The 13,499-nt window shown below is 71.6% G+C and carries 10 protein-coding genes; 5 read left to right on the plus strand and 5 right to left on the minus strand.

Going from position 1 to position 13,499, the window contains the following annotated elements; translation table 11 throughout:
* Window positions 1-155: 155 nt before the first annotated feature.
* Both infA and cysC read right to left on the minus strand, forming a co-directional pair.
* Window positions 156-374 carry a translation initiation factor IF-1 gene (gene infA, locus NAEX_RS45070; RefSeq protein WP_096334112.1) on the minus strand — a complete coding sequence of 73 codons (219 nt, stop codon included), beginning with the start codon at window positions 372-374 and terminating at the stop codon, window positions 156-158.
* Between the two features lie 175 nt (window positions 375-549).
* Complete coding sequence (cysC, locus tag NAEX_RS45075; protein WP_096334113.1) at window positions 550-1,263, minus strand: adenylyl-sulfate kinase; 714 nt, start codon at window positions 1,261-1,263, stop codon at window positions 550-552.
* A 207-nt stretch (window positions 1,264-1,470) separates the two neighbouring features.
* Between cysC and NAEX_RS45080 the strand changes: the two genes are divergently transcribed.
* Complete coding sequence (locus NAEX_RS45080; protein WP_096334114.1) at window positions 1,471-3,945, plus strand: DNA gyrase/topoisomerase IV subunit A; 2,475 nt, start codon at window positions 1,471-1,473, stop codon at window positions 3,943-3,945.
* An 18-nt stretch (window positions 3,946-3,963) separates the two neighbouring features.
* Window positions 3,964-5,874 carry a DNA gyrase/topoisomerase IV subunit B gene (locus NAEX_RS45085; protein WP_096334115.1) on the plus strand — a complete coding sequence of 637 codons (1,911 nt, stop codon included), beginning with the start codon at window positions 3,964-3,966 and terminating at the stop codon, window positions 5,872-5,874.
* A gap of 259 nt (window positions 5,875-6,133) precedes the next feature.
* Here NAEX_RS45085 and NAEX_RS45090 read toward each other — a convergent pair whose 3' ends face one another.
* Window positions 6,134-6,589, minus strand: coding sequence for a helix-turn-helix domain-containing protein (locus NAEX_RS45090; RefSeq protein WP_245914033.1), 456 nt, complete (start codon window positions 6,587-6,589; stop codon window positions 6,134-6,136).
* A 460-nt stretch (window positions 6,590-7,049) separates the two neighbouring features.
* Entirely contained in the window at window positions 7,050-7,664 is a 615-nt protein-coding gene (locus tag NAEX_RS45095; protein ID WP_096334117.1) for an RNA polymerase sigma factor, read from the minus strand.
* A gap of 47 nt (window positions 7,665-7,711) precedes the next feature.
* On the opposite strand from NAEX_RS45095, the gene NAEX_RS45100 reads away from it, so the two are divergent.
* The 3 genes from NAEX_RS45100 (at window position 7,712) to NAEX_RS45110 (ending at window position 11,485) form a co-directional block, all read left to right on the plus strand.
* Window positions 7,712-10,183 carry a serine/threonine-protein kinase gene (locus tag NAEX_RS45100; protein WP_096334118.1) on the plus strand — a complete coding sequence of 824 codons (2,472 nt, stop codon included), beginning with the start codon at window positions 7,712-7,714 and terminating at the stop codon, window positions 10,181-10,183.
* 463 nt (window positions 10,184-10,646) lie between these two features.
* A complete protein-coding gene (gene arfB, locus NAEX_RS45105; protein ID WP_245914008.1) occupies window positions 10,647-11,078 on the plus strand; it encodes an alternative ribosome rescue aminoacyl-tRNA hydrolase ArfB in 432 nt (143 codons plus the stop codon).
* Entirely contained in the window at window positions 11,060-11,485 is a 426-nt protein-coding gene (locus NAEX_RS45110; protein ID WP_096334119.1) for a c-type cytochrome, read from the plus strand. Before arfB ends, NAEX_RS45110 begins: the two co-directional genes overlap by 19 nt.
* 163 nt (window positions 11,486-11,648) lie before the next feature.
* On the opposite strand, the gene NAEX_RS45115 is transcribed toward NAEX_RS45110, so the two are convergent.
* Window positions 11,649-13,460 carry an ATP-binding protein gene (locus NAEX_RS45115; RefSeq protein ID WP_096334120.1) on the minus strand — a complete coding sequence of 604 codons (1,812 nt, stop codon included), beginning with the start codon at window positions 13,458-13,460 and terminating at the stop codon, window positions 11,649-11,651.
* Window positions 13,461-13,499: the final 39 nt, after the last annotated feature.

A 13,499-nucleotide genomic window follows, 5' to 3' on the forward strand; every position in this document is an offset into this window, starting at 1 on the left:
GGGGCCGGCAACCGCGGGCGCTCGCGCGACGCGTGCATAAACGAAGCGCGGAGCGCCTGAAAGGCCTCCGCGCCGACCTCGAACCACTTGCCACCCCCACTTGCGCCGGAGGACGTGCTCGCGCGTGCGTGATCTGTCCCGAAGGACAGGTGGGTTCAACGCGCGCGATAGACGATGCGACCGCGGGTCGGATCGTACGGCGTGACGCCGACGGTGACGCGGTCGCCGAGCACGACCTTGATGCGGAAGCGCCGCATCTTGCCGGCGAGGTGGGCGAGGACGTGGTGGTCCGGATCGATCTCCACCTTGAACAAACCGCCTGTGAGAACCTCGGTGACGGTTCCCTCAAACTCGATCAGATCGTCCTTGCTCATTCGCGGGGGAGAGTATGGGTCCCTCCGGTGTCGCGCAACAGGGGGGCGGCGGGATTTCACCGGAGCCCCGTCACGCACGCCACCGACCGGAGGCACCGTCACGCAGGCATGGCCCGGAAAACTCGTGCGTTTGCGCGCGACGTCGCGGCGGCCGTTCGCACGCCATGGACCCGTCTCAGGCGCCTGCCGGCGGCGCGAGCAGGCCGCGAACCTCGAGCAGCGCGACGATGGCGGCCGCGTGCTCGTCCGGCGAGGCGCCGACGGCGACGCGGCGCTCCCCGACGCCGCCGGGCCCGTGCTCCGCATGAGCCGGGCTCGCGTCGACGGGCGCGTCAGGCGAGCTCGCGTCGGCGCGAAACAGCAGGTGCAGGTCCGGCGCTTCCGGCGGCTCGTAGGGGGCGTCGATGCCGCTGAAGCCGGCGATCTCGCCGGCCCGCGCGCGACGGTACAGGCCCTTGGGATCGCGGGACTCGCACACGGCCAGCGGGGCGTCGACGAACACCTCGAGGAATCGTCCCGCGGGCAACCGCTCGCGCACGCGGGCTCGGTCGTCGCGGTAGGGGCTGATGGCGGCCACGAGGACGATGAGGCCGGCGTCCTGCAACAGGCGCGCGGCCTCGCCGAGGCGGCGCACGTTCTCGGCCCGATCTTCGGGGGAGAAGCCGAGATCTCGACACAGGCCGAAGCGCAGGTTGTCGCCGTCGAGGATGTAGCTGTGGCGGCCGCGGGCGTGGAGCTGGGCGTCGACCTGCGCGGCGATCGTGCTCTTGCCGGCGCCCGACAGGCCGGTGAGCCAGACGACGACGCCGCGCTGACCGAGCCGCTGCGCGCGCTCTTCGGGGCCGACGGCGGCATGGTGCCAGCGAACGTTGGTCGCGACCTGGTTCAAGGGACCTCCACTTATGACACACCGGACCGGCCGCGCCCAGGCCGATCCGCCGCGGCCGGCGCCGAGAAACGCGGCGCGGGGAGCTTGACCTGGATCGCCCCACGGGTAAACCTTCGGCCCCGCCTGGCAGGCCCCGGATACGGGCGAGACGGGCGTCGCAGGCCGCGCAGGAGCAGTTTCCGGCGCGACCAACCTCGGGAGCGCAGGATGACTGTCCGGACGTCTGACGAAGAAGGGCCCTCCAGCCGCGGCCGCCGCAAGGCGACGCGCACGCACGACGACGACGAGGGCGGCGGCCCGATCCCCGTCACGCCCGGCGACCTCGCCGAGGAGGCCCGGCGCAAGTACCTCAACTACGCGCTCAGCGTGATCACCTCGCGCGCCCTGCCGGACGTCCGCGACGGCCTCAAGCCGGTCCAGCGCCGCATCATCTACACGATGTTCGCCGACCTGGGCCTCACCCACGACGCCCGCCACCGCAAGAGCGCGAAGGTCGTCGGCGACGTCATCGGCAAGTACCACCCGCACGGCGACACCGCGGTCTACGAGGCGATGGTCCGCCTGGCCCAGGACTGGGTCATGCGCGCGCCGCTGGTCGACGGCATGGGCAACTTCGGCTCGATCGACGGCGACTCGCCGGCGGCCTACCGCTACACGGAGGCCCGCCTCACGAAGGTCGCGTCGGAGCTGCTCACCGAGCTGACCCGAGAGACAGTCGACTTCCGGCCGACCTACGACGGCACCGGCAAGGAGCCGATCACGCTGCCGGCCCGCTTCCCGCACCTGCTGGTCAACGGCAGCACGGGCATCGCCGTCGGCATGGCGACCAACGTGCCGCCGCACAACCTCGGCGAGGTGGTGCGCGCCGCGATCGCGCTCATCCCCCACCTGCCGCCCGCGCGCGAGGACGAGGCGGCGGCCGAGAAGCGGCGCAAGGAGGCGCTCAAGGTCGCGCTCAAGGCGATCAAGGGCCCCGACTTCCCGACCGGCGGGCGCCTGGTCGCGACCCGCAAGGAGCTGGCCGAGCTGTACGAGGAGGGCAAGGGCTCGTGCAAGCTGCAGGGCGAGTGGAAGGTCCGCGAGGAGGACAAGTCGACCTTCATCGTCATCACCTCGGTGCCGTACGGGATCGAGAAGTCGGCGCTGGTCGAGGAGATCGGCGAGATCATCGCCGCCAAGAAGCTGCCGCAGCTGGTCGGCGTGCAGGACCTGAGCACGCGCGACGTCCACATCGAGCTCGAGGTCAGCCGCAAGTCGGGGGCCGAGCCCGAGCTCATCATGGCCTACCTGTTCAAGCACACGCGCCTCCAGGTCACGGTGAAGTACGACTTCACCTGCCTGGTGCCGATCGCGGGCGCGGACGTCGGCCGCCCCGATCGCCTGGGCCTGGCGGCGATCCTCGAGCAGTTCCTGCTGTACCGCCAGGAGACCGTCCGCCGCCGCTTCGAGTACGACCTCCGCAAGCTGCGCGAGCGGATCCACATCCTCGAGGGCTTCGAGAAGATCTTCGACGCGCTCGACGAGGCGATCAAGATCATCCGCCGCAGCGACGGCCGCACCGACGCCGGGCAGAAGCTGATGAAGGCGTTCGGCCTCGACGAGGTCCAGACCGACGCGATCCTCGAGACGCGGCTCTATCGCCTGGCCAAGCTCGAGATCCAGAAGATCCGCGAGGAGCTCGAGGAGAAGCGCAAGGCGGCGCGCAAGATCGAGGCGATCCTCAAGAGCCCCGAGAAGCTGTGGGCCGAGATCCGGGGCGAGCTCGAGGCGCTGGCCGAGGAGTACGCCGAGCCGCGGCGGACCCGGATCTCCGACGAGGACGTGACCGAGGAGTTCACGGCCGAGAGCTTCATCGTCAAGGAGGACGCGATCGTGCTGGTCACCCGCGACGGGTGGATCAAGCGCCAGCGGACCATCAACCTCGCGAGCACGCGCATGCGCGAGGGCGACGAGGCGCTGGCGCTGGTCGGCGGCAGCACGACCGAGTCGGTGATCCTGCTGACCAACAAGGGCTCGGCCTACAACGTCCGGATCAACGACGTGCCGCAGTCGACCGGCCACGGCACGCCGGTGCAGCAGCTGTTCAAGTTCAAGGACGGCGAGCGCCTGGTCGCGGCCGTCGGCACCGACCCGCGGGTGATGCCGGAGTTCGGCATGCCGAAGCCGGAGCTCGGCGAGGAGTACGAGGAGCCGTACCCGCACATGCTGGCGGTGACGCGCTCGGGCATGGCGCTGCGGTTCACGCTGTGGCCGCACCGCGAGGTCAGCACCACGCGCGGGCGCATGTTCGGCAAGCTGCGCGAGGGCGACGAGTTCGTCGCGGTGTTCAAGGTCTACGCCGAGGACGAGGTGTGCGCGCTGACGCGGTCGGGGCGGCTTCTGTGCTGCACGGCGCAGGAGGTCAGCCTGCTGTCGGGGCCGGGCCTCGGCGTCATCCTGATCAAGCTCGACGACGGCGACGAGGTCGCAGGGGCGTTCCCAGCCGCCGCGACGGTCGAGGTCGAGAAGGCCACCGGCGGGTCGATGAAGGTCGGCCCGGGCGCGGTCAAGGCGACGGCTCGCGGCGGCAAGGGGGCGGAGCTGTGGAAGCGCGGGGCGGTCAAGCGCATCGTCCTGCCCGAGCCGGCGCTGCCCGACCTCGAGGCGGCCGAGGCGGCGAAGAAGCAGACCAAGAAGGCGTAGCGGGGGAGGACGTTAGCGATGGCCAAGGCAACCAACTACGACGCGTCTTCGATCCAGGTGCTCGAGGGCGTGGACCACGTCCGCAAGCGCCCCGGCATGTACATCGGCGGCGTCAGCAAGGACGGCCTCCACCACCTGCTGTGGGAGATCCTCGACAACGCGGTCGACGAGGTCATCAACGGCCACGCCAGCCAGATCGAGGTCAAGCTCGACAAGGACGGCAAGGGCGTCAGCGTGACCGACAACGGCCGCGGGATCCCGGTCGACCTCCACCCGACGCTGAAGGTGCCGGCGATCGTCGCGGTGTATACGAAGCTCGGCGCCGGCGGCAAGTTCGACGGCCAGAGCTACAAGCACTCCGGCGGCCTCCACGGCGTCGGCGCGGCGGTCGCCAACGCGCTGTCGGAGCAGCTCGTCGCCAAGGTCTGGCGCGACGGGTCGATGTGGGAGATCGAGTTCGTCCGCGGCGTGCCCGACGGCAAGCTGCGCAAGCTCGGCAACGCCCGTGGATCGGGCACCGCGGTCTATCTGCGGCCGGATCCGCAGATCTTCGGCAAGGCGACCGCCTTCGACGCGGTGGTCATCCGCGACCGCCTCGAGGCCAAGAGCTACCTGCACAAGGGGCTCAAGATCGTGTTTGTCGACGAGGCGGCGGGCAAGACCGAGACCTTCCACCACGCCGAGGGCGTGTCGGAGTACCTGAAGAAGTTGATCGAGGTGCGCGCCAAGCCGGCGGTGCACCCCGGTATCTTCTACCTCGACCGCGCCGAGGACCCGAAGCTCGAGGTCGCGTTCGCCTGGACCGAGGGCACCGACGACGCGATGCACTCGTTCGTCAACGGCGTGCCGACGCCCGACGGCGGCACCCACGAGCAGGGCCTGCGGGCGGCGCTCGGCAAGGGCATCCGCGCGTACATGCAGACGCACAAGCTCGAGCCGAAGGGCCTGTCGATCGGCCTCGAAGACATCCGCGAGGGCATGGTCGCGATCCTCAGCACCTACGTGCTCGAGCCCCAGTTCCAGAGCCAGACCAAGAACCGCCTCAACAACCCGGAGGTCGCGTCGCAGGTCGAGGGCGCGATCCGGCCGGCGCTCGAGCAGTGGCTGCACGAGAACCGCAGCACCGCCGAGGCGATCGTCGCCCGCGTGATCGCCTCGGCGCGCGCGCGGGCGGCCTCCCGCGCGGCCAGCCAGCAGGTCTCGCGCAAGGGCCCCGGCGGCGTGCGCCTCGGCCTGCCGGGCAAGCTGGCCGACTGCTCCGAGCGCGACGCCGCCAAGTGCGAGCTGTTCATCGTCGAGGGCGACTCCGCAGGCGGCTCGGCCAAGATGGGCCGTAACCGCAAGACGCAGGCGATCTTGCCGCTGCGCGGCAAGGTGCTGAACACCGAGCAGGCCAGCCTGGCCAAGGTGCTGGAGAACGAGGAGCTCGGCAACATCGTCAAGGTGCTCGGCTGCGGCGTCGGCAAGGACGTCAACATCGAGCAGCTCCGCTACGGCAAGGTCATCCTGCTGATGGACGCCGACTCCGACGGCCATCACATCGCCACGCTGCTCCTCACCTTCTTCTACCGCCACATGCGCGAGCTGATCCGCAGCGGCCACGTGTACCTGGCCCAGCCGCCGCTGTACCGCGTCGACATCGGCAAGGAGACGCTGTGGGCCGCCGACGACGCCCACCTGCAGCGGATCCTGGCCGACAAGGGCCGCGGCAAGCCGGAGATCCAGCGCTTCAAGGGCCTCGGCGAGATGATGCCCGAGACGCTGCGCGACACGACGCTCGACCCGAAGAAGCGCTCGCTGATCCAGGTCAAGATCCGCGACGAGCTGCAGACCGATCAGACGATCAGCAGCCTGATGGGCAAGGACGCCGGCGCGCGCTACTCGTTCATCATGGACCGCGCGGCCGAGGCCGACGCGCTCGACGTCTGAGGCCGCGTCGCGACGCTGCCTCAGGGCGGACGAGCCCGACGCCGGCGGGCTCACGAGCGCGTCGGCGCGCAAGCCCGGCGCCGCGGGGCGAGGGGCGCTCCCGCGTCGCCGCGGCGGCGGCCCATCAAGCACGCTTTTAACGCAGGAACGGAGGGACATGGCCCTCCGTTCCTGTTCTGAAGGCACTGGTCGTCAGCACCTGGCTTTGGGTACCTGGTCTTCGGTACCTGGCTCTTCGCTCACGCGGGGGGACCGCGCCTCAGTCGAGGCCGCGGGTCATGCTGTGCGGGTTGGTGGCGTGGACCAGCTCGACGCGGCTGTGGACGCCGATCCGGCGGTAGATCTGGCGCACGTAGGTCCGCACGGTGCTGAACGACAGGCCGGTGCGGGTGGCGATCTGCTTGTCGGTGCAACCCGAGATGACGAGGCGGGCGATCTTGGCGAGGCGCGGCGGGAGCTGCGGCTCGGGCGCGGAGCTCTGGGTCTCCATGGCCATGTCCGGGATCGCCAGGGTGTAGACCTGACCGTCGGTCTGGATGGTCGCGCGGCGCGGCCAGTCCTTCGGGTCAGCCGGGGCGGCCGGCTCCGGATCGCCCGGCTTGCGATCGAGGGCGCGCATCGCCGGGGCGTTCATACAGAGGATGGCCCCCTGCTCGGTGAGCACGACGGCCGGACGTCGGTAGCCGTGGACCAACTCCGTCAGGACCGACACCATGGACACGGACCGCGTCTCCTTGGCGTCGACCTCGGGTTGGCTCTTGGACCATGAGTTGGCTGCGCCGCGAGCGGCAGTGTCCACAGTGCTTGGATGGGTGCTATCGAGCTGCATACCAGGTTCCGCGTGAGTGACTCGAAGGTGATGAGTTCAGGCCCGAAGGCCGAAGCGCGTATGGGGCCCGCTGCCCCGTCGATCGGTCCTGGTAGTGCGGGTGGCGATCGGGTCGATCCCACTTTCTTCTGAAAACCCCTCAGGATGAAGAACTGGCCGGAATACCTGGCCAACACGCGTGGACCGGGGGAGCTCCGCGTCGTCGCGGCGAACCTGCCACCTCCAACATGCCTCGTGAATCCGCCTCCGGTGCCACCTGGATCGGGCCGTCGCGAACGACCGCCGCGCGACCACTGGCCCGCACGCTCGAGGGCGCCGAGGCGAACGAACTCCGGACCGCCGCGGGTCACTCGCCCGACAACTGCGCGCGCAACGATCGGACCCAGCCGTCGAGATCGCTGAAGGTCGCGCGCAACAGCTCGGGGGTCCGCGCCAGACTGCTCATCTTGTCGGCCAGCGCTTCCTTGGCGCGGCGCAACCGGCTGCGCACCGTGCCCTCGGGGATGGCCAGCACCTGCGCGAGCTCGGGCGCGGCCATGTCCTCCCAGTAATAGAGCTCCAGGACCAATTGATAGTCGAGCGGGATCCGCCGCAGCGCCTCGAGCAACAGCCGCTGCTCCTCGTGCGCCGCGAACACGGCGCTCGGCGACGGCGTGAGCTCGTCGGTCGACGTCTCGCTGAGGTCGGAGGCCAGGCCCTCGCGCCGCCGCTCCCGGAAGTGCGCCCGCAAGATGTTGTGGGCCACCGCGAACAAATAGGTGCGGAAGCTCGACTGCTTCTGGAACCGGTCGCGCGCCTCGACGCAGCCCAGGAAGGTCTTCTGGATCAAGTCGTCGACGCCGTGCGTGACCTTGTTGGCGAAGAAGCGACAGACGGCGTCGAAGTGACGCTCGAACAGCGCGTTGCCGGCCTCTCGGTCGCCGGTCCGCCAGGCATCCAGGAGCTCGAAATCCGTCGCCACGTGGCTACGCGATCATTTCTATCACCGCCACCGCCCGAGTTGAAGCCATGGTAAGGTGGGCCGTGCAGCAGGGTAGGTCGGGCGCAGACACGCTGGGCGAGCAGATCCAAGCCGCTCGCGTGTTCGCGCCCGGGCTGGAGATCCAGCAGATCAAGTCGTCCGTGCGCGCGCGCCTGTTCGGGACCTTCGACGGCGCGCCGACCCTCGGCGGCTACACCCTGCGGCGAATGATCGGCCGCGGCGGCACGGGAGCGGTGTTCGAGGCGGTCGGACGCGACGGCGAGACGGTGGCGCTCAAGGTCCTCCGCGGCTTCGAACCGGCCGCTCTCTACCGTTTCAAGCTGGAATTCCGCGCCCTGGCCGACATTTCGCACCCGAACCTGTCGCTCCTCCACCACCTCGTGGTCCGCGGCGATCAGGCGTTTTTGACGATGGAGTTGGTCGACGGGGTCGATTTCCTGACGTACGTGCGCCAGCACCCCGCACGCCTGCGAGCGTGCCTCGCGCAGCTGGCCGCGGGCCTCGAAGCCCTGCACGCGGCCGGCAAGCTCCACCGCGACATCAAACCGTCAAACGTGCTGGTGACCCGCGAAGGCCGTGTCGTGATCCTCGACTTCGGTCTGGTCCACGAGCTGACCGCGGGCCGCGGCGTCGAAGTGGTCGGAACACCGGCCTACATGGCCCCGGAGCACGTGTACGGGGCAGCGCCGACGCCGGCGTGCGACTGGTACTCGGTCGGTGTGATGCTGTTCGAGGCGCTGACGGGCGAGCTGCCGTTCGCGGGTCCGATGCACGAGGTCCTGCGCGACAAGTGCGAGCGCGTGGCGCCGCCGGCGCTCGGCGACGCGGCAGAACCGCCGCTTGCGGCGCTGTGCGCGGCGCTCCTGGAGCGTGAGCCGAACCGTCGCGCCGGCGGGGCGGAGATCGCTGCGCTGCTCCGCGAGGCCGACAGTCCTCGTCTCCCGCGAGCGCACGTGCCGCCGAATCACCGCGGCCACGCGTCGATGGTCCCGCCCGGTGGGCTGATCGGTCGCGAGGTGCCGTTCGCGGCCATCGGCGCGGCGCTGATGGAGAGCCGCAAGCGCGCGGTGGTGACGCTGCTGCGCGGCCGATCGGGCCTCGGCAAGTCGGCGCTGCTGCGGGCCTTCGCCGAGGCGGCGCAGGCCGGCGCGGTCGGGCTGGAGATGCCGGCGGTGGTGCTCGCGGGCCGCTGCTACGAGCGCGAGCAGGTGCCGTTCAACGCGTTCGACAGCGTCATCGACGCGCTCACGGGGCTGCTCCTCGGCGTCGGGCCGGCCGAGCTGGCGACGCTGGTGCCGCCGGACATCGCCGCGGTGGCCCGCCTGTTCCCGGTGCTCCGCCGCGTGGTGTCGATCGCCGAGGCGTGCCCGCCCGGTCCGCCGGGCGACGTCGACGCGGCGTCGCTGCGCCACGCGTCGGCTGTCCTTCGCGACATGTTCCGAAGGATCGCCGACCGGTTCCCGCTGCTGGTGGTGGTCGACGACGTGCAGTGGGGCGACAGCGACAGCGCGTCGCTGCTGGTCGAGCTGCTGCGCGGGCCCGACGCGCCGCGCTGCCTGGTGGTGCTCGCGGCCAGCGAGGGCGAGGCGCTGCCGAGCGTCGACCTGACGACCCTGGTCGAGCGCCTGCGCGCGAACGGGCCGGTGCTCGAGCTGGGGCTCGAGCCGCTCCGCCTGCACGAGGCGACGACGCTGGCCGAGGTGCTGCTGCGCCGCGGGCCGTGCGAGCTCGAGGCCGACGAGCTGCAGGCCCGCGCGGCGGCGATCGCCGGCGAGTCCGGCGGGGTGCCGCTGTTCGTCCGCGAGCTGGCCCACCATGTCCGAACGACCATGGTCGGTGAGACATCCCTCAGCGACGTGCGGCTCGAGGCGATGGTGGCCGAGCGCGTCGGACGGCTGCCGCCGGCGGCCCGCGGGATGCTGGCGACGGTGATCGTGGCCGGACGCCCGCTCGAGCTCGAGATCGCGTCGGCGCTGTCCGGCGGCGGCCGGCGCGAGCTGCAGCAGCTGCGCGCGGCTCACCTGGTGCGCGTCAGCAAGTCGCCGCGCGGCGAGCTGGTCGAGGCGTATCACGACCGGATCCGCCTGGCGGTGCTGGCCGGGGTGAGCGACGAGAAGGCGCGGGCGATTCACGGCCAGATCGCCGAGCAGCTGTTCGGCCGCGCCGGCGTGCCGCCCGAGCTGCTGGCCGACCACCTCCGCGCCGCCGGCGATCGCGTGCGCGCGGCCGAGGTCACCCGCGTGGCCGCCCAGCACGCGGCCGAGGCGCTGGCGTTCCGCCGCGCGGCGGAGCTGTACCGCGACGCGGCGGGGCTGCTGCCCGTGGAGGACGTCGTCGGTCGCCGCGAGGCGCTGGCCCGCGCCGGGGAAGCGCTGAGGGCCGCAGGTCGCGGTTCGGAGGCGGCCGAGTGTCTGCTCGCTGCCGCCGCGCTCGCGCCCGAGGTGGTGGCGCTGGCGCTGCGTGAGCGGGCCGAAGAGGCGCTCCGCTCCGGCGAGTGAGCGACGGGGGAGTCCAAGCGGGCGAGGCCGCCTGCATCGGCGGCGCTCCGCGGTGGCCCTCGTCGTGCCGACCGGTCGGCCTCGGCGGACGGGAAGTCCACGAGGTCACGGACGCGGACGGGCCGGCGAAAGCGTGCGGCGCAAGGGAGGTCCTGGACGGTCCGTCACTCCGCGCGGACGGGCCTTCGACGCATCGTCGCGTGGGAGCCAGCGCTCGGCTTGCGAACCGAGGCGTCGGGCGCGAGCGTGGGCCGGGGCGGCGGGCGTGGCGGTGAGATGGCGATTCGGACATGTCTGAAGGGGCAGCCGATCGCGGTGCGTCGGGCTCGCCGGCGGCGCGGGCGGGCCGGGGCTGGACCGCGCGGAACGAGCGAACCGGGGCGCGGTTGCGGTCTGAGGAGACTCCGCTGAGGCGACCGCGCGGGAGCTTGCGCGGGGGCCGGCGATCGTTCACCCTCCGCGCGTGATCGAGGGGCCGCTCATCGCCGAGCCTGGACTGCGGGTGCCCGTGTGGGCGCTGCGCTGGAAGGCCGTGCGCTCGGGCGGGCCGGGCGGGCAGAACGTCAACAAGGTGGCGTCGAAGGTCGAGCTGCGGGTGGCGATCGCGTGCATCGAGGGGCTGACCGAACAGACAGGTGCCCGCCTGCGCGCGCTGGCCAAGACCCGGCTGGTCGGCAACGACGAGCTGGTGATCACGTCGGAGCGCACGCGCGACCAGGGCCGCAACCTCGAGGACGCGCTGGCCAAGCTGCGCGTGCTGCTCGAGGCGGCCCAGCGCCAGCCGCGGCCGCGGCGGCCGACCCGACCGACGCGCGGTTCGGTGGAGCGCCGCCTGGCCGCGAAGCAGCGCCGCGGCGACACCAAGGCGGGCCGGCGATGGACCGACGAGGCCTGACGGCCGCGCTGGCGCTGCTGCTGGCGCCCGCCGGTTGCGAGCCGCGCGTCGAGCTCAAGCCCGGTGACCCGGAGCTGGTCCGCGCGGCCCGCCAGCTGTTCGACAGCCGCTGCGCCAACTGCCACGGCCCCCACGGCCGCGGCGACGGGCCGGCGGGGCGGGCCCTGTCGCCGCGCCCGCGCGACTTCGGCGACAGGGCCTGGCAGGCCAGCGTCGACGACGCCCACCTGCGCAAGGTCATCGTCGGCGGCGGCGCTGCGGTCGGCCTGTCGGCGCACATGCAGGCCAACCCCGACCTGGCCGACAGCCCGGTGCTGGTCGGCGAGCTGATCGCGCTCGTCCGCGCCTGTGCGATGGGACAGGACGCGAAGGGCATGTCCTCCGAGACAGAGAAGCAAGCGCCCTGAGCGGCGCGGCGCGCGCAAAACCTGTCGCTGGTCAGGCGCTCGCCGCAGAATGGCGCGGGCGCCGAGGCGGCTGTGCTCGAGCCGGCAGGACGGCGATCAGCCCGGAGTGGCGTGGCGAGCTGCGGCCCGCGGGCGCCTGGCACCTGTCCCGAAAGACAGACCCTCAGACCTTGAGCTGGGCGGCGCGGGCGGCGGCGGCGCGGGCGGCCTCGGCGACGGTGCGCGAGAAGCTGCCGGAGCGGCGGGACAGCGACAGCTCGTGCGGGTCGCTGTAGGGCAGGCGCACGGTGAACATGGTGCCGACGCCGAGCTGCGACTTGACCTCGATGGTGCCGCCGAGCATGTCGCAGAACGCCTTGGAGATCGCCAGGCCGAGGCCGGTGCCGCCGAACCGCCGCGCCGTCGCGCTGTCGCCCTGCGAGAAGGCCTGGAACAGCTTTCCGAGCTGCTGCTGGGTCATGCCGATGCCGCTGTCGGCGACGATGAACTGGATCGCCGGGGTGCCGTCGCGCAGGGTCTTGCTGGCGGTGAGGCGGATCTCTCCGTGGTCGGTGAACTTGACAGCGTTGCTGAGGAGGTTGAGCAGGATCTGCCGCGTCTTGGTGAGGTCGGCGTGGATGAAGCCGATGCTGGCGGGGCAGACGACGACGAGGCGGTTGTGCCCGCGGTCGGCGAGCGGGCGGATCGTGCCGAGCACGGCCTCGACCATGTCGGCGACGTCGAAGGTCTCGAGGTGGACGTCCATGCGGCCGGCCTCGATCTTCGACAGGTCGAGGATGTCGGAGATCAGGCCGAGCAAGTGCTTGCCGGCGAACTGGATCTTGCGCAGCTCGTCGACCGAGCCCTGCAGGCCGCGCTCCTCGGACTCCTCCATGAGCATCTCGGCGTAGCCGATGACGGCGTTGAGCGGGGTCCGCAGCTCGTGCGACATGTTGGCGAGGAACCGGCTCTTGGCCAGGTTGGCCTCCTCGGCCATCTGCTTGGCCTCGCGCAGCGAGCCCTCGGCGCGCTTGAGGTGGGTGATGTCGGAGGCGACGCAGACGGCCCCGATCGGCTCGCCGCGGTCGTCACGCAGCTCGGAGCGGGCGTACAGCACCGGGATCTCGCGGCCGCCCGGGGACCGGTAGACGCGCTCGACGAGGCCCTGCTGCGGCTCGTGCGGCAGCGGCAGCTCGGACGCGTAGTCGGCCAGGAGCTCGGCGAAGGGGCGACCGAGCAGCTGCTCGGGCAGGACGTCGAGCAGCTTCAAGGTGGCGCGGTTGACCGTCTGGATCCGGCCCTCGGCGTCGACCACGACCAACGACTCCGCCATCGAGGCGAGGATGTTGTCGGCGTAACGGCGCGCGCGCTGGGCCTCGCCCAGGATCTGCTCGGCTCGCAGCTCGCCGGCCCGCGCCCGCCCGAGCGCGTCCTGCAGGCTGTGGACGGCGAGCGAGAGGAACACGCCGGCGGCCGCGAGGTGCAGCATGCGCGACAGGTACGCGCGCGGGCCGTCCTCGAGGACCGCGTCGGCCGGCAACATGCCGCCGACCTCGGCGAAGTAGAGCCCGACCAGCGAGGCGAGGCAGAGGCCGAGGATCGCCAGCAAGGTGCGCCGGCCGAACAACAACATGCCGACGATGACGAGGAGAATGAGGCCGCCCAGCGCCGAGCTGCGCAGGCCGCCGGTGTAGGCCGCGTGCGCGACCATGGTGCTGCCCGCGAGGCCGAGGAGCGCGTAGCCGGCGAAGTAGACGTGGCCGCGGTGCAGCAGCGCGAGCAGGCCGAGGCTGAGCGCGGGGAACAGCAGGTCGAGCGGCGAGAAGGCGGCGCCGCGGGTGACCATCACGACCTGCACGACCACGCCGACCATGCCGACCGAGGTGGCGACGAGGAGCGCGAGGTGGACGATGCCGGCGACGCGCGTGCGCTCCTCGTCCGCGAACCGCGGGCCCTCGAACAGGCGGCGGAGCCGTTGGAGCGCAGGCGACGTCATCGGCTCGAAATCAACCTACCAGGGCCGCGGGCGCGGTCA

The sequence above is a fragment of the Nannocystis exedens genome, from assembly GCF_002343915.1.
Taxonomy (GTDB): domain Bacteria; phylum Myxococcota_A; class Polyangia; order Nannocystales; family Nannocystaceae; genus Nannocystis; species Nannocystis exedens.